This is a genomic window from Nocardia sp. bgisy118, assembly GCF_057708605.1.
This window is the reverse complement of the sequence record NZ_JBYISM010000017.1, coordinates 101,892-120,157: the sequence shown is the minus strand read 5'-3', so window position 1 is coordinate 120,157 and position 18,266 is coordinate 101,892. Positions and strand designations below refer to the sequence as shown.

Sequence of the window (18,266 nt, the reverse complement as noted above, 5' to 3'; positions counted from 1 at the left end):
CCAGCTGCGCAGGTTCGGGCTGGGTGCGGTCACATCCGGCGCAGGCCGTTGAGGAAGGGGCAGCCCGCCAGGGTGCGCACGGCGCGGCTGAGGGATTCGACGTCGTCGACCGGAGCGCCGAAGGGAAGGCGGAAGTCGTGGTCGCCGTCGTGGCCTTCGATCCGCAAGGTGACGCCGTACCGGTCGATGGCGAGCGGGTGCACGGTGCCGGTCTGCAGGCGCGGCGGCAGATGGCGCGCGAGCTGGGCGATGACGTCGGCGTGATCGGCGTCCATGTGCTGCAACCAGGCCGATTCCAGCGCGCAGAACGGGTCCGGCTCGGCCAGTCGCAGCTCCTCGACGCAGACCGATTCGGCGCCGGTCGAATCCGCCATCACGGCGCTGTTGATCACCAGGCGCAGCAGGGTCGAGCTGTATCCGACGTCCAACAGCGCGGGATCCGGGTTGTCCTTGGCGACCTCGCCCGCGAGTACGCGCTGCGCCTGGGCGGGCACGGCGCGCACGGTGCCGCGCAACCAGACGAGGGCGCGGACCGGCTCGCGCAGCGGCAGCGGCGCGTGATCGGTGAGTTCGAGCACCGCCGCCGCTCCGCCCGGGCCGGAGTTGCCGGTCAGCACCGCCGCCATCGAGCCGGTCGGCACTGCGATCACCACGTCGCCGCACTGCCGCACGTGATGCACCGAGGTCGGCGTCGGGTCGATCCCCGGCAGGGCGAGGACCGCCTGCTCCGCGTGAGCGCACGCGCTGCGTACCCGCTCGGCGGTGGTGGGCGCGACGGTCGGATTCGGCATGCGGACCTCCGTGGTGATGGCGGCGGCGATAATTAGGTAAACCTAAGCTAAGTGAGCCGCCCTCGATCTGCAAGCGTTACCTTCCGGCTGATTCCAGAATCAGGGCCCGCTACGGTGATCCTCGTGGGAGAAGCGACACCGACGGCAGGTCACGGCGCGAGCGAACCGGTACTGGTCTCGTTGTCCGCCCCCGCCCGCCGCAGCCTGGTCGACGGCTTGATCGGCCCGCCCGGCTCGGTCCCCGACGCCCCCATCCTCGCCGCCGACGCGTCCGACGCCGAGATCGCCGACTTCCTCGTCGGTGTCGTCCATGCCGACACCGGGTTCGTTGCGCGCACGGACGACGGTGAGCGCGCACTCGCTGTCGTCGCGGCGACCGCTGCCGCTTTGTGCGGCGAGGACATTCGCGGCGCGCTCGTCCAGCCGGATGTCGAATTTCTAGTCGGTCTGAAACCGCCTGCGGTGGAGGCGGTTCGCGGTGTTCTGCTCGCGGTGGAGACGGTCGCGCCGGATCGTGTCGGTGAGGTTCTCGCGGTGCTCCGCCGTTGAGGCGCGAGGTCTCGTCGGGTGATCGTGCGCGCCGAGGTCGGTCGACCTTGTGGCGGGGTGCGCGGATCTTGCGCAGGGTTCGGCCCGGTCCCCACCATGCCGAAGGGTTGCACACCCCACCCGATCCGGGCCCCACGTCGGCCCCCGCCGAGGCCCAGCAGCCGAACCCGAAGGACGCGCGTCGCACGAAGCGGTTTGCTGGCATCCCGGCGCTTGTAATGTCGTAGGGGTGCCGCGTATCGCGTATTTCGGACCGTCCGGAACCTTCACCGAGATGGCCCTCGCCAAGCTCGAGTCCTCGGCCGTCTTCGACGGACCCGTCGAGCGGGTCGCCGCGCCCAGTCAGGGGGCGGCGCTGGATCTGGTTCGGTCCGGTGACGTGGATGGCGCTGTCGTGCCGATCGAGAGTTCCGTGGAGGGTTCGATCTCGGCCACGCTGGATTCGCTGGCCATCGGGCCGCGATTGCAGATCGTCGCGGAGACCGAGTTGGAGGTCAGCTTCACCATCCTGGCGCGGGCGGGCACCGAGCTGGCCGACGTGCGCACGCTGGCCGCGTACCCGGTGGCCGCCGCGCAGGTGCGGATGTGGGTCGCGCGCCGGATGGCCGAGGCCGAGATCTACACGTCGGCCTCGAACGCCGCCGCCGCCGAGGATGTCGCGGCCGGTCGCGCCGATGCCGCCGTCTCGACCGCGCTGGCGGGGGAGCGGCTCGGGCTGATCGCCCTGGCCACCGGAGTGGCTGATCACGAGCAGGCGATCACCCGTTTCGTGCTGGTCACCCGGCCCCGCGTGGCGCCGTCGCCGACCGGCGCGGACCGCACCTCGATCGTGTTGGAACTGGCGAACGAGCCCGGCTCGCTGATGCGCGCGTTCGCCGAGTTCGCGACGCGCGGCATCGACCTGACCAGGATCGAATCCCGGCCCACCCGAACGGGTATGGGCACTTACCGGTTCTATCTGGACTGCGTCGGGCATATCGATGACACCGCGGTCGCCGAGGCGCTCAAGGCGCTGCACCGCACGGCCAGGATCCGCTTCCTCGGTTCCTGGCCCGCGACGTCGGCGACGGGTACGCCGCCGCCGTCCGACGAGGCGGCCGCGGAATGGCTGACTCAGTTACGAAAGGGGGTGGCGGACACATGAACGAGATCGCGGGCAAGCTGATCCTGGTCCGGCACGGGGAGACCGAAGGCAACGTCGCCAAGATTCTCGACACCAAGGTTCCCGGGCTGCCGCTGACCGAACGCGGTGCGGCCCAAGCGAAGACGTTCGGATCGAACCTGCTCGCGCCGCCGCGCGCGCTGCTCTCCTCGGCAGCACTGCGGGCCAGGCAGACGGCGGGATACATCGAGGCGGCGACGGGCGTCACCGCCGACGTCCTCGATGACGTGCACGAGGTCCAGGTCGGTGAACTGGAAGGACTGAACGACCCCGAATCGCACCGGTTCTTCCAGCGCATCTACCGCGCGTGGCACGAGGGCGATCTGTCCCCGCGGGTGCCGGGCGGCGAATCCGGCGAGGACGTCCTCGCCCGATTCCTGCCGGTCATCGAGAAGCTGCGCACGTCCTTCCTGCTGCCCGAGGCGGGCGGCGGCGATGTGCTGCTGGTGAACCACGGCGCCGCGATGCGACTCGTAGCGCGCACGCTGAGCGGGGTGACACCGCCCTTCACCACGAACAACCACCTCGACAACACCGAAACCATCGAGCTGGTCCCGCGCCCCGACGGCGGCTGGGACTGCATCCGGTGGGGCCGCTTCGTCCCACCCTTCGGCTACGAGGTCTCACCCACCGCCGACGATCCGATGGGTTAGGCGGCGCAGACCGTTTCACCGCCTCGCAGAGGTCAGAGCCTGTGCGAGGCGTGTGAGCGTGCTGCGAGCCTCAGGAATGCTTGGCCGCGGACCGGGGGAAGTCCTGCCGTTCCGGCAGCGAATTGATCAGGTCCAGCAGGGCGGTGCGCAGTCGCGCCGTGGTGCCGGAGCTGATCGACGACCACTTGGTGTCGTCGTCGGCGACGCTGGCGGTGATCAGGAACCGGCCGCCGCGGGTGTTGAAGATCGCGATGTGGTTGTCCGAGATGTCCCGGGTGCCGTCGCCGTACACCACACCGGAAATCTGCGCGTGCGAATGGATTTCGACCAGTGCGGAGGCCAGCACCTGCACGTCGCGGTTCGGGTTGCACACCTTCGCCAGCCGGTTGGCCGTCGCCGCGGCGTCGCCGGTTTCGCCGAAGATCGGGGCGAGCAACTCGGTCTGGGCGTTCATGCTCTCCAGCTCGAGCGGCTCGGCCGGGCCGAGCGCCGCGACGATCGGCCCGGGAAGATCCTCTTCGACCTCGTCGATGACGTAGGACTCCGGCCCGCGGAGGGCGACGACCACCATGTCGTCACCCTTCGCGAGACACATCCGGCTGATCTGTCCCTCGACGACCCACCGCAGGGCGAGCACCCAGTGCGGCCGGTACAGCGTCCGCAGCCGATCCTCGAGCTCCCCGTGGACGATGCCGTCGATCAGGAAGTCCCGATCGGCGAGCGTCTGGGCGGCCACGTCCATCGCGGCGTCGTGGTCGGCCTGGTTGTCGTAGCGTCCCATCGCTTGCAGCACGACGGGAAGCTCGTCGATCTCCAGTCTCTCCAGGAGAAACTGCATCTCGTCGAGCGACAACACGACGCCCTCGAGCATCGACGGGCCGCGGCCCGCTCCCAGAATCGTCACTTAGCCGTCCCGGCGGGGTCGGCGCCGATGACGCCGTCGGCGGAGAAACGGCCGTCGGTGAAGTGATCGCCACGCAGGTAGTCCGTGCCCTTGTGCACCGACTCGTCGTCCTCGGCGCCGCGGGTGTTCCCGAGCAGCGGGCTTCCGGACGGGTTGCCGGTGGCCGGACGGACCGGCGCGGCATCGACCCGGGCGACGACCTCGGCCGCCGGGGCCGCGGCGGGCGCGTTGTTCGGCAGACCCGAACCCCAGCCTTCCGGCAGCTTCAGCGAGCCGTTGTTCAGGTTGACGGCGGCGCCGGACCCGAAGGTCGCCGATCGGGTGGCCGCGGTGGTCGCCCCGACGCCGGCCATGCCGCCCGCCATCATCGTCACCGGAGCCGCGGGCGCGACGCTCGGCGCGCCCACGCTGGTGACCGCCGCGATCGCGTTGGCGCCGATGTTGCCGACGGTGCTGACACCGCCGGTGGCGACGGTGCCCGCCACGTTGGCGGCCTGGGTCGCGGCGCTGACCACGGCCGGGTTGTTCACCACCGAGACGGCGGTCGCGATGGCCGACTGCACCGGATCACCCTGGAACGACGACTCGGCGGCGCCCGGGTCGGCACTGCCCGCGCCGTTGGCGATCGGCGGCGGGTTGTAGAACTCGCCGGGGGTGGACACGGTCACCGAGGTCGCGGCCTCGTAGGTCTCCATGACCAGCGCGGCGCGAATGTCCATCGCGTGCTTGGCGACCTCGGCCGCTTCCAGCGCGCCGGACACCGCGCCGGGCGGGTTCGCCGAGGCGACGACGGCGCCGACGGTGGCGACGATCTCGGGCGGGCTCGGCATCGTGAGCGCGGCGACGGTGTAGGCGGTGGCGTTCGCCGCGGCCTTCGATCCCATGGCGGCGGCCATCACGCCCTGCTGCTCGGCCCAGCCGGTGAATCCGACCAGCCGCGACAGGGCCGCGATGCCGTTCACGCCCTGCATGCCGACGCCGAGCTCGGCCATCACCCGGGTGACGGTCGCGGTCGCGTCGACCCACGCCGCGGTGAGCCCGCCCCACGCGGTCGCGGCGGCCGAGATCGGGATGGCGTGCGCGCCCGAGTGGAGCAGCGCGGAATTCGTTTCGGCCATGCGGGGCAGCCAGAACACCCCGGTGATTCCTGCGGTCATGCTTGTTTCTCCCCTTGTGTCTCGATGTCCGCGATCAGGCGCCGATGGTGCCCGCGACGCCCTGCATCACTCCTGCCTTCACCACGTCCTCGGCGACGTGGGTGGCGAGCTGCATGCGCAGAACGGCTGCGGCATGGTGTAGTTCGAGAATGCCCTGGGCGACGGAGCCGTCGTGCGTCGCGGCGGCCTTGTTGAAGTGATGGGCGGCGAGCAGCGACACCTCGTCCGCGCCGGACGGAAGGACGTGCGTACCCGGGCCGGTGACCGCCGCGGCGGCGGCCAATCGTTCGGCCAGCAAGTCCAGTTCGGCAGCGGCGGCAAGGATGATCTCGGGCGAGATCGAAACGTGGCCAACCATTACTCGACTCCTTCTAGTGGCGGCTATGGGGCGGAACCACGAGAATTCCCCCTACGAGTGATAGGACGCGACAGCCACGCGATCGGTTCCATCGAATCCCCTACTTCTTTTGCGATCTTGCCAGCCGCCTGCGCTCCCCTGCGTACCGTGTCCTTCTGGATGACGCGGCTCGCACCGACGACTTGGTCAAGACTAGCCCCATCCCAGCTGATGCAACCGGTCTTCGTCAATGCCGAAATAGTGTGCGATCTCGTGGATCACGGTGATCGCGACCTCTTCGACCACCTCTTCCTCGTCGGCGCAGATCTCCAGAATCGCATCGCGATAGATGGTCACCGTGTCGGGCAGCGCGCCGCCGTATTGACTGTCGCGCTCGGTCAACGCGATTCCGTGATAGAGCCCGAGCAAATGCGGGTCTTCCATATTGCGTGCTTCGATCAGCACGACCACATTATCGATGGCGCGCGCGAGCTCGGCAGGAATCAGATCGAGCGCGTCGGAGACCAGTTCCTCGAACCGGTCCTCGGACATGGAGACCGTCATGGGCGAGCGCGACCTACCTGGGCCGCGGCTGGGGCTGCGGCGGCAGCGGAGCAGCGCCGGGCAGCGGTGTGGGCGTGGAGCGACCCGAATTCGGCGGCGGCACAGGGGCTTGGCCGTTGATCAAGATCTCGCCCCTGGCCGTACCGGTGATGGGCGCGAAACCCTCACGGTCGGTGCCCTTCCCGATCATGCAGTCCAGTTTGCGGCTGCCCGCCAGCCAGCTGCGGGCGTCGACGTAGTCGAAGAACAGCGTGAGCGTCTTGTCGCGGATCGCCTCGGGGGAGCCGAGATAGTCGGTGGCCGCCCTGGCGCACTCCTCCTCGACGTACTTGTCCTGCTCGTCCTTGCCGGGCGGGACGCCGTTGAAATGGGCGCCGAGATCGACGGTCGCGATGATCTCCACCGCGTGCGCCTGCGCGCAGTCCACCGGATCGGTCGGCAGGTTCTGGTTGATGCCGAGGCAGGTGCCCGCCTGGAAAACCCTGGACTGGTCGTGTTCCGCCGCGCTGCCCTGCGAAGGCAGCGGCGTTCCGGTGCTGCCCGAGAACTGGAGGCCGCAGCGCAGGGTGCGGTCGCCGTTCTTCCAGCCCTCCGGGCTCGGGTACATCAGGCCGACGACGTAGCGCCCGCGCGGATCGAACTTCCCGTTCATGTACTGCTGCACCGAGGGCACGCAGTGCTCTTCCTTGAGCTCGGTGAGCCGCAGCGAATCAGGGAAGCGCGAGCCTGGTCCGAATTCCACGCCGGGGTATCTGCTCATGTCGATGTCGGCGGCGACCTCGAACATGTGCCGGTTACCGCAGGACACCTTCACCAGGTCGCTGCGGTCGGGCTTGGTCCAGCTCAGGCAGTCGCCCTCGGCCGCGGTGCCGAACTCCTTGTCCAGCACCGTTTGCGCGGGCGCGCCGGGGTTGTGCGCCTCGAGGCCCGCCTCGTTGTCGAAGCCGGTCACGAACAAGGTGACCAGGGCCGCGACGACGGCGCCCGCGGCGACGGCGAGCAGACCCCAGCGCAGCGTCGGCGCCGACAGGTGCAGCCCGCCGCCCTCGGCGAGCGCGCCGCGCGCGGACGTGAGGGATCGAGGGAACGAACCCGAGCGCGCCGATGCACCCGTCGGCGACTGCTCGGAGTGCGGAGTCTGAGACACATCATCGGAGGACATCGCGATCCATCATGGCAGCTGTCCGCCCTCCGGTGCCACGACCTGCCCGAATCCGCGCGTTCACCCGCGGAACGCGGACAGGAACAGGCCGGGCAGCCGTGCCGGATTGCGATCGGCGTAGAACTCGGTGAGCTTGCGGCCCGTCACGGCGGCGGTGTCGTTGCCGACGAACCACGGCGGCTTGGGGGAGAGGGCGAGCTCGCCGCCGAGCAGCGAACGCGGCGCGGGACGGAACGGCCCGCGCACCACCGTGCGCTCCACCTCGTCGAGCAGGAAGGCGTTGTGCACCACGCCGATTCCGCTCTGCACGTCGTCGAGGGTGTGGCCGGGGAACGCGCCCCATGTCGCGCGCGGCGACAGGAAGGCCAGGCCGGTCCACGTGTTCACGGCGACGGTGCCGTAGCGCAGGCGCTCCACCGCGCGTTCGAAGGAGATACCGAGCCTGCCGATGGTCGTGGGATCGGCGAGCACGTTCGCGCCGAGCGTTCCGGTCAGTTCGGCGTTGGCGAAATCCACTGCGCGCTGGAGGAATTCGCCGCCGCGCCCGGGCAGCTCGACCACGCCGAGCACCGGAGAGAAGTACTCGGTGCGCAACAGCGGCGTTTCGGCGGACGGCAGACCGTCGATCAGCACCCGGCCCTGGCCGAGCCGCTCCGCCTCCGGGTACGAGGCGAGCGCGTCGGCGACGCGGGCGTCGCTGCCCGGGTAGTAGGCCGCGCGCTGCGGCGCCAGCTCGAGCGCGGTGCGCAGCTCGTCGAGGAAGCGGTCCTTCTGCGGCCAGTCCGCGCCGAGCACCACGGCCTGCGCGGCCACGCAGTTGTAGCCGCCGTTGTGCAGCCGCTGGGTCGCGAGGTGCTCGGCCTGGAAGCTCAGGTCCGCGTCGGACCAGTTGCCGGGGACCACGATGGTGGGGGAGACACCGCCGAGCTCGCTGGTGATCGGCTTGTCCAGCAGCGGCATGCCCGCGCGCCGGTTCGCCGTGCCCTCGGCGCCCCGCCCCCAGACGATCGCGTCGTGGGTGTTGGCGCTGCCGGTCATGTGCACGTGCGCGACGTCGGGATGGCGTACCAGGTAGCCGCCCGCCTCCGCGCCGCCGAGCAGGATCCGCAGCACGCCGAGCTCGATGAACGGCGCGAAGACCATCTCGAACACTGTGAACAGCGGATCGGTGATCGGGTTGAGCTTGAGCGCGACGACGCGGTTGTGCGCGTACAGCTCGTAGAGCGCGTCCAGCGGCGGGATCGAGGTGATGTTGCCCGCGCCGAGCACCACGCCGATGCCGCCGGTCGCGGCGGGGTCCAGCTGGCCCAGTCCGGCGCGGCGGCGGGCGGTGTCGGCGTCGACTCCGGGCCGCAGCCAGACCTCGCCGCGGAAACCGCTCAGCAGCAGCCGGTCGTAGGCGTCCGAAGGCAGGATCGGCACAGTGACCCGGTCGCCGAGCGCGGTGCCCAGCCGGACCCCGTCCAGCGGGCTGCGCCCGGCCTCCAGCTTCGCCAGGGTGGCCGAGAGGGCGGCGGTGGCCTGCAGGAGCGCCATCGGGCCCGACATCCACTCCTCGCCGACCAGCGGGGAGTCCGCGTCGAGGTCCTTGACGGTGCGCGCGGCCCGCACCCAGTCACCGGCGAAGCGGCCGGTGCGTTTGTGGATCTCGTCGAGCAGTTCCCTGCGCTTGCGCAGCGGAGTCGCGGCCCAGGTCTTCTCGCCCGCGGACAGGTCGGCAAGGGCGTTGTCGATGGTCGTCTCGTCGAAAGTCGTGCCCACAAGCCAACTATGCGCGCACCATGCCCCGCGCGGCCAGGAACTGGACAGATCGGCGCAAACGGGTCAGCAGGGGCGGGCACGCGCGCCCGATCCGGCCGCCGGGACCGGCAGACCGATATCGGGGTGAAACGCCGACGGCCCGCCGACTAGGCTGATAGCCCATGATCGACCTCCGACTCCTGCGGGAAGACCCCGACGCGGTACGCGCCTCGCAGCGCGCCCGCGGCGAAGACCCCGCCCTCGTCGACGCCCTCTTGGAGGCGGACGCCGCGCGCCGCGCCGCGGTCGCCACCGCCGACAACCTGCGCGCCGAGCACAAGGCGATGGGCAAGCTGGTCGGCAAGGCGTCCAAGGAGGAGCGCCCGACGCTGCTCGCGCAGGCGCAGGAGATGTCGGTGAAGGTCAAGGAGGCCGAGGCGGCCCAGCACGCCGCCGACGCCGATCTGGACGCCGCGCACCGCGCGATCTCGAACGTCGTGCAGGACGGCGCGCCCGCGGGCGGCGAGGACGATTACGTCGTCCTCGAAACGGTCGGAACGCCACCCGAATTCGACTTCGAGCCGAAGGACCACCTGGAGCTCGGCGAGGCGCTCGGCGTGATCGACATGGAGCGCGGCGCCAAGGTGTCGGGCGCGCGGTTCTACTTCCTCACCGGCTACGGAGCGCTGTTGCAGCTCGGCCTGCTCCAGCTGGCCGCGCAGAAGGCCGTCGCCAACGGCTTCACCATGATGATTCCGCCGGTGCTGGTGCGCCCGGAGATCATGGCGGGCACCGGCTTCCTCGGCCAGCACTCGGCGGAGGTCTACCACCTGGCCGACGACGACCTGTACCTGGTCGGCACCTCGGAGGTGCCGCTGGCCGGCTACCACTCGGGGGAGATCCTCGATCTCGGTGACGGCGCCAAGCGGTATGTGGGCTGGTCGTCGTGCTTCCGTCGCGAGGCGGGCAGCTACGGCAAGGACACCCGCGGCATCATCCGGGTGCACCAGTTCGACAAGGTCGAGATGTTCGTCTACACCACGCCGCAGGAGGCCGACGCCGAGCACCGGCGCCTGCTCGCCTGGGAGCGGGAGATGCTCGCGGCCATCGAGGTGCCCTACCGCATCATCGATGTCGCGGCGGGTGATCTGGGCAGCTCGGCGGCGCGCAAGTTCGACTGCGAGGGCTGGGTGCCGAGCCAGCGGACCTACCGTGAACTCACCTCGACCTCCAACTGCACCACTTTCCAGGCCCGCCGTCTCGCCGTGCGCTACCGCGACGAGAACGGAAAACCGCAGATCGCAGCCACTCTGAACGGCACACTCGCGACCACCAGGTGGATCGTCGCGCTGCTGGAGAACCACCAGCAGGCCGACGGTTCGGTGCGGGTGCCCGAGGCGCTCGTCCCGTTCGTCGGTACCGAGGTACTGCGACCCGCGCGCTGACCAGGGCGATAGCCACTGGTTCGCCATGCCCGGATTCCGGGGATGTGGCAACCAGTGAGATGCGTTGTGTCTAGGCTGTTCCCCGTGCGAGGAATCGGGGCGCGCGGCGATACCCGAACCCGGGTGCGGGCGGCATCGGCGCTGGCGACGGCAATGGTCATGGCTCGGACCACCGGGGCGTTCTACGTCATGGGTGGTGTGCTTGGTCTGGTGATCACGGCCATCGCACCGGGTGACGAGGGTAATCGACCACTGGTCGGCACAGCGGCGGCGATCGCGCTGGCGCTGGGTCTGACGCTGCTCGCGTGGGGTCCGCGACTGCCGCATTCCATCCACCACGGCTACGTCGCGATCGCGACCGTGCTGGTGACGATCGCGGTGCACTCGTTCCCGAACACCGTCGGCGGCATCAGCCTGGCCTCGTTCTATGTCTTCATCGCCTGCGATGCGGCCCTGTTCTTCCGCTGGCCGCAAGCGATGGCACACATCGCCTTCGCCATGGCGCTGTGTCTGTGGGCGCTGCCCGCGCGCGACCTGCCCTGGTGGTCGGGTCTGATCCCGGCGGGCGTGACGTTCGGCGTCGGCGTCGTCGTCGGCATCCTGACCAGGATGGCCTCGGAAGCCGATATCGACGTGCTCACGGGCTTGTTGAACCGCCGCGGTTTCGACCGCGCGCTGAACACCGCGATCGAGCAGGCCACCCGCGCCGGGCAGGGTCTGTCGCTGGTGCTTGTCGATCTCGACCGCTTCCAGAAGATCAACGATCACCTCGGCCACCGTGCGGGCGACGCGGTCCTGCAGCGGGTGGCCGACACCTGGTCCAAGCTGCTCGCCCCCGAGCAGCGGCTGGCCCGCTACGGCGGCGACGCCTTCGCCCTGCTGCTGCCGAACACCACCGAACAGGCCGCGATCCTGCTCACAGAGCAGCTGCGGGCGGCCGTCACCACCGGTTGTTCGGCGGGCGTCACCTCATGGCAGCCGGGCGAGTCCGGTTCGCTGCTGGTGAGCCGCGCCGACGTCGGTCTGTACCGAGCGAAGCAGGCCGGTCGCAACCGGACGGTGCTCGAGTCCTCCCGGCAGCTGCCGCTGGCCGTCGAACTGCGCGAGGCCATCGATCGCGGCGCGCTGGACGTGCACTACCAGCCGATCGTCAGCCTGAGCGAGGGCGGCGGCAAGGCGGTCGGCGTAGAAGCGCTGCTGCGCTGGTCGTCGAGCGCGCAGCCGGACGTCACCACCGAGGGGCTCATCCGGGTCGCGGAGGAATACGACCTCATCTCCGATCTGGACGAACTGGTGCTGCGCCGCGCCTGCGCCGACGCGGCCCGGTTGCAGGAGACCTTCGCGCAGCTGGACCTGACGCTCAACGTCAATGTCAGCGGGCTGGAACTGGCCGAGTCCGGTTACGCCGATCGGGTGTCCGACATTCTGGCGAGCACCGGGTGGCCCGCCGACCAGCTGGTCCTCGAGGTCACCGAGAGCGAGCTGGCCGCCGAATCGCAGACCGCGATCGCGAATCTGCACACGCTGCGCGACCGGGGCGTGCGCATCGCCATCGACGACTTCGGCACCGGCTACTCCTCACTCAGCCGCTTGGCCACCCTGCCGAGCGACATCCTGAAGGTCGACCAGTCCTTCGTGGCCGCCATCCGCTCGGATTCGCCCGCGCCGCCGCTACTCGGCGTGATCGCCGCCCTCAGCAGCGCGCTCGACCTGCAGGTCATCGCCGAGGGCGTGGAGACCGAGTACCAGGCGGCGGTGCTGACCGAACTCGGTTTCGCGCTCGCCCAGGGCTACCACTACAGCGATTCGCATCCGGTATCGGATCTGATCAACGACCTGAACGACGGGCAGGGCCGTATCGGAGCCGGGCTGTCCGACCGGGAGATCGGCGACGACTCCATGCCCGCGGCCAACGGTTGGCTGCCGCTCGGCTGACTCGCCCGCGGGCGCGGAAAATCGCTTGACGAGGCCGCGCCCGTGCGTCGAAGCTGAAGGGCATGCGCTTGATCATCAATGGCTATTGAGCTTCCCGCGCACCCTCCACGCGACGGGGTCGTGATCACGGCGTCCGTGGTCTCACCGTACGTGCGGTGCTGTTCAGGGGCTCGCGCGATCTCATCCCGCTCTACGCGCTGTACGCGCTGCTGTTCGCCGAACACGGCCTGAACACCGCGCAGATCTCCTCGCTGCTCGCCCTGTGGTCGGTGACCGCGTTCGTGCTCGAGGTGCCGTCGGGCGCCTGGGCCGACACGGTGTCCCGGCGCAACCTGCTCATCGTCAGCGGTGCGCTGGTGCTCGCGGCCTTCACGTGGTGGACCGTCGCGCCGTCCTATCTCGGATTCGCGATCGGCTTCGTGCTGTGGGGCGTGTCGAGCGCCCTGGAGTCGGGCACCTTCGAGGCGCTGATCTATGACGACTTGGTCGCCAAGGGTGAACCCGTCGCCTATCCGCGCATCATGGGCTACGCCCGCGCGGCCGCGGAGGGCGCCGTTGTCGTGGCGATCCTCGCCGCGACGCCGCTGTACGCCTGGGGTGGGTATGCCCTGGTCGGCTGGTCGAGCGTGGCGATCGCGGCGTTGCACGTGCTCGTCGCGGTGTCGCTGCCGAGCGCGCCGAAGGCGGCATCGGTCGACGACCTGACCGACGACGCGCCCGCCGCCGTCGCGGCGGTACCGGGTCACCCCGTCGTGCCCGGCGACGCACGGGCTCGGGCCGCGGCCGCCGATCGGTCCGGCGTGCTCACCCGATACGTGACGATGCTGCGCACCGGCGTCGGCGAGGCGATCCGGGTGCGCCGGGTGCGTAACGGTGTGCTGCTCGGCGCACTGCTGTTCGGTATCACGGCCTACGACGAGTACTTCGCGCTGCTCGCGCAATCGGCGGGCGCGCCGACCGTGGTGGTGCCGCTGCTCGTCGGTCTCACCGTCGTCGGCTCGCTCACCGGTTCGCTGCTCGCGGGCCGCACGGCGCGGTTGTCCGCACGCGTCATCGCGGCGGCCGTCGCCGTGGGCGGTGTGCTGTTCATCGGCGGCGCGTTGATCGCGGGTCTGGCCACCGATCGTCCGGACGCGGTGTATCTGCTGACCGGCGTCGGTTTCACGGCGATCGGCCTCGGCTACGGTGTCGTGCTCAATGCCGAGGTGGTCGCCGAATCCCGGTTGCAGGACGCCATCGAGGGCCCGGCCCGCGCGACGGTCACCTCGGTGTCCGGCCTGCTCTCGGAGGTGGTGTCGCTGGTGATCTTCGGATTCGTCGCGCTGGCGACGCTCTGGCTCTCGATGGCCGCGACCTTGGCGCTGCTCGGCCTGGTCATGCTCGCCATCGCCGCCCTGACCCCGGCCTGGTTGCCGCGGCACGTGGTGCGAGCCGAGGTCGCCGGACAGGCGTGAGCGGCGGCGCTGATCGCCCCGCGGGTACGGTGCGGAAATGACCGGGCGGGCGAGGGTGGGGTTGTTGTGCGGGTTCTGCATCGGCGCGGGTGTGGCGGTGCAGGCCCGGATCAACGGTGCGCTCGGTGTCCGGTTGCAGGATGGCATCGCCGCCGCCACCGTGAGTTTCGGGACCGGGCTGCTCCTGCTCGCGATCGCCTTTGCGCTCAGCGGGCGGCTGCGCGATGGACTCGGCGCGGTGCGCAGGGCGCTCGGTGAGCGGACGCTGCACCGGTGGCAGCTGCTGGGCGGGTTGTTCGGCGCGTTCTTCGTCGCCTGCCAGGGTCTGACCGTCGCGGCGATCGGCGTCACCGCGTTCACCGTCGCCGTCGTCGCGGGGCAGCTGTCCAGCAGCCTGGTCGTCGACCGGCTCGGTCTGGCACCGAGCGGCTCGACCCCGATCACCGCGTTGCGGATGGGCGGCGCGGCGCTCGCCGTCGGCGCGGTCTTCCTCGCCGTCGCCGACCGCTCCGGCGCCGCACCGGGCGCGCTCGCGCTCCCCGAATCGCTGCGCTCGGTCCCGTCCGCGCTGCTCATCGCGCTGCCCGCGCTGGCGGGCATCGGCCTGGCCTGGCAGCAGGCCGTGAACGGACATGTCGGTGCGGTCGGCGGATCGTTCTCGGCCGCCCTGGTGAACTTCGCCGTCGGGCTCGTCGCCCTGCTGCTGATCGAAGCCGCTCTGCTGACCGGCACGGGCGGCCTCGGCGGATTCCCCGCCGAACCCTGGCTCTACCTGGGCGGCGCGATCGGCGTCGCGTTCATCGCCCTCGCCGCGCTCACCGTCCGCTGGATCGGAGTCCTGCTGCTCGGCCTCACCTCCGTCGCGGGCCAGCTCGCCACCGCCATCGCCCTCGACCTGCTCATCCCGACCGGCCCCGCCCTGTCACCGTGGTCCGTGCTGGGCTGCCTGCTGACCTTCGTCGCGGTCGGGCTGGCCGCCAAGCAGCGTCCCGGCATCGCATCCACGTCGGCCGATTCCCGGATTGGGGACCAATGACCCTCGGCTTCCCGCCGACGGTGCGCACGCCCACAGATCCGCCCGTTCGGGTAATGACCTCGTCGGGCTGCGCAGCCGCCGCGCAACGGGCTGTTCGTGCCCGGGCGTGAGCGTCGTCGTTCGCCCCGAACCGAACAGTTCTTCGCAACACCTCGAATACTCTTCCGGCGATTCCGATTTCGAATAACCGCAGATGTGGGAGGGTGCGGCCCATGCTGATCGAATACGGGGTGTGGGTGACGCGGCTGGCGCTCGCCGTGGTGTTCGGATTGTCGGCCTGGGGAAAGCTGGCCGATCGTGCGGGGACGCGGCAGGCGGTGGGGGATTTCGAGGTGCCGGTGCGGTGGGTGCCTGCCATGGCGTGGGGGCTTCCGGTCGTCGAGGCGGTGCTCGCGGTGGGTGTGGTCCTGCCGTGGACGGTGGCGGCCGCGGCGATCGGCGTGCTGCTCCTGCTGACGGTCTTCACGGCGGTGATGGTCCGGTTGATGCGGCGCGGAAAGCATCCGGCGTGCTCGTGCTTCGGTGCGGCGAGCGCGACGCCGATCGGTGCGCGCAGCATCGCGCGCAACGGTGTGCTGATGCTGCTCGCGGCCCTGGTCCTGTGGGGCGCGTTCGCCCGTCCTTCGGTTCCCGCCGGATTGCCCGCCGACACCGCCACCGGACTCGCGCTCGTCGCGGTGCTGTGCGGGGTGCTGGCGTGGCTGATCGGCCAGGTCGGCGCGCTGCGTCGCAGGCTCGACGAGCAGGCGCTCTCGACGCTGGGCGCCGAGGGCTTGCCGGTGGGTTCGGTCGCGCCGGAGTTCGATCTGCTCGACGTCGCGAACACGCGCACCAGCCTGGCCGACCTGCTCGCGGCGGGCCGAGCCGTGCTGCTGGTGTTCGTGCATCCGGGTTGCGAGCTGTGTGCCGCGCTGGCGCGGGAGTTGCCGCGATGGCGGTCGCGCGTCGATCTGACCATGGTGGCCGTCGGGAACGGGGACGCCGCGGAGCAGGCCGCCTGGGGCGTCGAACAGGAGCTCGGCGACATCCCTTCGCTGGTTCAGCAGGGCAACGAGGCAGCGCTGCGCTACCGCGTCCGCGGTACACCGTCGGCCGTGCTGATCGACGCCGACGGACGGGTCGCCGCGCCCGTCGCGCGGGGCGCTATCGCGATCCGCGAGCTGATTCTCGCCAGAAAATCCGTCCGAACTCAGCTTTCCTCTCGAAGCAACGGTCATCAGGCTGCCATGCGCGGCCCGCGCTGACCGGTCGGCCTGGTTTCCTCGGGGAGAAACCAACCTGTGGTTCAAATCGATTGGTGCGCAGAGCATTTCGTGACATAGTTGCCCATTGGTAGCTAGGATCGTGAAGCATCGATGTAGCAACCGCGCGCGACCCATCCACTACTTTCAGCAGGGGAGATGTCATGGCGGACTTTGCATTCACCGATTACTCCGGCAAGGAATTCATCATCCGGCTGACCAACGAGCAGCGCATCGAAGAGGCGCGCCGGATCCTGTCCGGCGAGGAAAAGATGTCGGTCCACGTCATGGGCCGAATCAGGAAGCAGCCAGTCGACTACAACCCGGGCTGGAGCTTCCACCTCGATCCCGACACGATCACCTTCTTCACCATGGCGATCGAGGTCTGTGACTCGGCCATCTACTACGTCGAGGATCACCTCGACGAGGCGTGCGGCGCCTTCCTGCCCGGTTGTTTCTGGTGCCCGTGGTCGTCCAGGCTCACCAGGGAAATCCGCTGATCGACGGCACCACCGCGGCAGACCCCGGCCGCGCGCGCCGGCCGGGGTTCGTCGAACTCAGAGCTTGCGCGAGCGCAGCTCGTGCCCCTTCGAGGTCTTGCACCGGCCCGACTCCAGATCCCACTGCCAGCCGTGCAGGTTGCAGGTGAGGTTGTTGCCCTCCACCACGCCGAACTTGGACAGATCGGCCTTCAGGTGCGGGCACCTGCGCTGCACCTCCCAGCCCGCGATCTCGGTCGAGGCCGAATCGTCGTGCGCCTCGGAGAACCAGCCGTCGGCGTAGGCGATGCGCTCGTCGGTGAGGCACTTGAAGAACGTGTAGAGAAACTCGTTGTAGCCGCCGATGCGCCACGCCTGGAATCGGGTGGACAGGAAGATGGTGTTCACCCAGTCGGGCTCGTTGTCGCGCAGCACCGTCTGCACCAGCTCCGGCGCGATGCGGAACCCGTAGCGGTACTTGCCCTCGCCCTCGATGGGCGCGCGCACCGTCCGCTTCGGGAAGTCGAGCACCACGGTCTCCTCGCCGAGCACCAGGCCGACGGGGTAGCCGATGCCGTCGCAGATCAGATCGCTCTGCGCCATGATCGGCTCGAACAGCTTCCGCAGCGGCTCGAGCAGCGGGCCGTCGCCCTTCGCCCACGAGGCTTTCTCGGCCTCCAGCGCCGGGGCGAACCGCTCGGCCATCCGCTCGATGTACCCCGCCTTGTCGGCGTAGATCTCGGCCGGATCGAACGGGTGCTTCAGCGACAGTTCCTTGCCGCGCACGTCGGCGACCGAGCCGGGGATCATCAGGATCCCGCCCTCGTTGCCGTGGATCTCCATCTGCTCCAGGAACACCATCTGGTCCGGGAAGATGTTGCCCTCGTCGCCGCGGTCGTCGTTGAGGTAACGCAGCTCCGAGTCGAGGAACACCGGCGGACCCGCCGAGGGCACCACCCAGGTCGCGCCGACCTGCTCGATGTAGCTGCGCGCCCGGTCCATGCCGCGCTGGCGCTTCTGCTTGCCGAAATTGGACTTGGTGCGCGCCGGGATGTCGTAGACCATCGGGTACCAGATGGCGCCCGAGTACTGGAGCAGGTGGATGTCCACGTGGCCGAACGCGTCGTGCAGCACGTCCATGTCCACCGGGCGGGCGTCGTTCATGTTGAAACAGACGGTCTCACCGTCGGAGACCACCAGACCCGAGTCGCCGATCGGTCCGTCGGCGGGCGCGCGCAGGGCGATGATCATGACATCCAGCTCGCCGCCGGGACCGGTCACGGTGTGCTTGACCGAGTCCTCGGTCTCGACGAACTTGTGGAAGCCGAGCTTCTCCAGCTCGCGGCGCAGATCCGGCACCGGGTAGTCCGGCAGCAGCACGGTCGCGTCCTTGCTGACGTGCTTCGCCAGGTGCTCCGCATCGAAGTGGTCGCGATGCAGGTGCGAGACGTAGAGGAAATCGCAGTTGCCCAGCTCGTCCCAGTCCAGCTGGGTGTTGTCGGGGAACGGGACCCACGAGGCGAAGTACGCGGGGTTGACCCAGGGATCGCAAAGGATCGTTCCGGCTGCGGTTCGAATGTGGAATCCGGCGTGTCCGACGCTGGTGATCTGCACGAGCTGTTCCTCCTACGCGTACCTCCGCCTGCGCTCCGGCGGT

General features: G+C 69.8%; 17 protein-coding genes. 9 read left to right on the top strand and 8 right to left on the bottom strand.

The window, feature by feature from the left end:
• Nucleotides 1-29: 29 nt before the first annotated feature.
• A complete protein-coding gene (locus AC3EO7_RS21365) occupies nt 30-791 on the bottom strand; it encodes a DUF2470 domain-containing protein (RefSeq protein WP_431966290.1) in 762 nt (253 codons plus the stop codon).
• Nucleotides 792-914: 123 nt separating this feature from the next.
• On the opposite strand from AC3EO7_RS21365, the gene AC3EO7_RS21360 reads away from it, so the two are divergent.
• From AC3EO7_RS21360 to AC3EO7_RS21350, 3 genes are all read left to right on the top strand, one after another.
• Nucleotides 915-1,340, top strand: a complete 426-nt coding sequence (locus tag AC3EO7_RS21360; RefSeq protein WP_435592210.1) for a hypothetical protein — start codon at nt 915-917, stop codon at nt 1,338-1,340.
• A 229-nt stretch (nt 1,341-1,569) separates the two neighbouring features.
• Nucleotides 1,570-2,484: a prephenate dehydratase gene (gene pheA, locus AC3EO7_RS21355; protein WP_431966294.1), complete on the top strand. Its 915-nt coding sequence runs from the start codon at nt 1,570-1,572 to the stop codon at nt 2,482-2,484.
• 5 nt (nt 2,485-2,489) lie between these two features.
• Nucleotides 2,490-3,155: a histidine phosphatase family protein gene (locus AC3EO7_RS21350; protein WP_435592233.1), complete on the top strand. Its 666-nt coding sequence runs from the start codon at nt 2,490-2,492 to the stop codon at nt 3,153-3,155.
• 70 nt (nt 3,156-3,225) lie between these two features.
• Here AC3EO7_RS21350 and AC3EO7_RS21345 read toward each other — a convergent pair whose 3' ends face one another.
• From AC3EO7_RS21345 to AC3EO7_RS21320, 6 genes are all read right to left on the bottom strand, one after another.
• A complete protein-coding gene (locus AC3EO7_RS21345; protein WP_435592209.1) occupies nt 3,226-4,059 on the bottom strand; it encodes an ESX secretion-associated protein EspG in 834 nt (277 codons plus the stop codon).
• Nucleotides 4,056-5,216: a PPE domain-containing protein gene (locus tag AC3EO7_RS21340; protein WP_435592208.1), complete on the bottom strand. Its 1,161-nt coding sequence runs from the start codon at nt 5,214-5,216 to the stop codon at nt 4,056-4,058. The genes AC3EO7_RS21345 and AC3EO7_RS21340 overlap by 4 nt, the downstream gene beginning before the upstream one ends.
• Nucleotides 5,217-5,250: 34 nt before the next feature.
• On the bottom strand, nt 5,251-5,574 hold the full coding sequence (locus AC3EO7_RS21335; RefSeq protein WP_431966300.1) for a PE family protein: 324 nt from the start codon (nt 5,572-5,574) through the stop codon (nt 5,251-5,253).
• Nucleotides 5,575-5,766: 192 nt separating this feature from the next.
• Nucleotides 5,767-6,117, bottom strand: coding sequence for a metallopeptidase family protein (locus AC3EO7_RS21330; RefSeq protein WP_431966302.1), 351 nt, complete (start codon nt 6,115-6,117; stop codon nt 5,767-5,769).
• 13 nt (nt 6,118-6,130) lie between these two features.
• On the bottom strand, nt 6,131-7,279 hold the full coding sequence (locus AC3EO7_RS21325) for a septum formation family protein (protein ID WP_431966304.1): 1,149 nt from the start codon (nt 7,277-7,279) through the stop codon (nt 6,131-6,133).
• Between the two features lie 60 nt (nt 7,280-7,339).
• Complete coding sequence (locus AC3EO7_RS21320; RefSeq protein ID WP_435592207.1) at nt 7,340-9,040, bottom strand: aldehyde dehydrogenase family protein; 1,701 nt, start codon at nt 9,038-9,040, stop codon at nt 7,340-7,342.
• A gap of 161 nt (nt 9,041-9,201) precedes the next feature.
• Between AC3EO7_RS21320 and serS the strand changes: the two genes are divergently transcribed.
• The 6 genes from serS (at nt 9,202) to AC3EO7_RS21290 (ending at nt 16,630) form a co-directional block, all read left to right on the top strand.
• Entirely contained in the window at nt 9,202-10,464 is a 1,263-nt protein-coding gene (gene serS, locus AC3EO7_RS21315; protein WP_435592206.1) for a serine--tRNA ligase, read from the top strand.
• A gap of 84 nt (nt 10,465-10,548) precedes the next feature.
• Nucleotides 10,549-12,399 (top strand): putative bifunctional diguanylate cyclase/phosphodiesterase, encoded by a 1,851-nt coding sequence (locus AC3EO7_RS21310; RefSeq protein ID WP_431966310.1) that lies wholly within the window; start codon nt 10,549-10,551, stop codon nt 12,397-12,399.
• Nucleotides 12,400-12,554: 155 nt separating this feature from the next.
• On the top strand, nt 12,555-13,853 hold the full coding sequence (locus AC3EO7_RS21305; RefSeq protein WP_431966312.1) for an MFS transporter: 1,299 nt from the start codon (nt 12,555-12,557) through the stop codon (nt 13,851-13,853).
• A 37-nt stretch (nt 13,854-13,890) separates the two neighbouring features.
• On the top strand, nt 13,891-14,889 hold the full coding sequence (locus AC3EO7_RS21300) for a DMT family transporter (protein ID WP_435592205.1): 999 nt from the start codon (nt 13,891-13,893) through the stop codon (nt 14,887-14,889).
• 212 nt (nt 14,890-15,101) lie between these two features.
• Complete coding sequence (locus tag AC3EO7_RS21295) at nt 15,102-16,133, top strand: MauE/DoxX family redox-associated membrane protein (protein ID WP_435592204.1); 1,032 nt, start codon at nt 15,102-15,104, stop codon at nt 16,131-16,133.
• Between the two features lie 161 nt (nt 16,134-16,294).
• On the top strand, nt 16,295-16,630 hold the full coding sequence (locus tag AC3EO7_RS21290; protein WP_431966321.1) for a BP74-related protein: 336 nt from the start codon (nt 16,295-16,297) through the stop codon (nt 16,628-16,630).
• 57 nt (nt 16,631-16,687) lie between these two features.
• Here AC3EO7_RS21290 and AC3EO7_RS21285 read toward each other — a convergent pair whose 3' ends face one another.
• Nucleotides 16,688-18,223: a Rieske 2Fe-2S domain-containing protein gene (locus AC3EO7_RS21285; protein WP_435592203.1), complete on the bottom strand. Its 1,536-nt coding sequence runs from the start codon at nt 18,221-18,223 to the stop codon at nt 16,688-16,690.
• Nucleotides 18,224-18,266: the final 43 nt, after the last annotated feature.

Bases quoted from the DNA above. Each gene is read 5' to 3' on its own strand.
- AC3EO7_RS21365 (WP_431966290.1), bottom strand. From the start codon at position 791: ATGCCGAATCCGACCGTCGCGCCCACCACCGCCGAGCGGGTACGCAGC.
- AC3EO7_RS21340 (WP_435592208.1), bottom strand. From the start codon at position 5,216: ATGACCGCAGGAATCACCGGGGTGTTCTGGCTGCCCCGCATGGCCGAA.
- AC3EO7_RS21335 (WP_431966300.1), bottom strand. From the start codon at position 5,574: ATGGTTGGCCACGTTTCGATCTCGCCCGAGATCATCCTTGCCGCCGCT.
- AC3EO7_RS21330 (WP_431966302.1), bottom strand. From the start codon at position 6,117: ATGACGGTCTCCATGTCCGAGGACCGGTTCGAGGAACTGGTCTCCGAC.
- AC3EO7_RS21325 (WP_431966304.1), bottom strand. From the start codon at position 7,279: ATGTCCTCCGATGATGTGTCTCAGACTCCGCACTCCGAGCAGTCGCCG.
- serS (WP_435592206.1), top strand. From the start codon at position 9,202: ATGATCGACCTCCGACTCCTGCGGGAAGACCCCGACGCGGTACGCGCC.
- AC3EO7_RS21300 (WP_435592205.1), top strand. From the start codon at position 13,891: ATGACCGGGCGGGCGAGGGTGGGGTTGTTGTGCGGGTTCTGCATCGGC.
- AC3EO7_RS21295 (WP_435592204.1), top strand. From the start codon at position 15,102: ATGCTGATCGAATACGGGGTGTGGGTGACGCGGCTGGCGCTCGCCGTG.
- AC3EO7_RS21290 (WP_431966321.1), top strand. From the start codon at position 16,295: ATGGCGGACTTTGCATTCACCGATTACTCCGGCAAGGAATTCATCATC.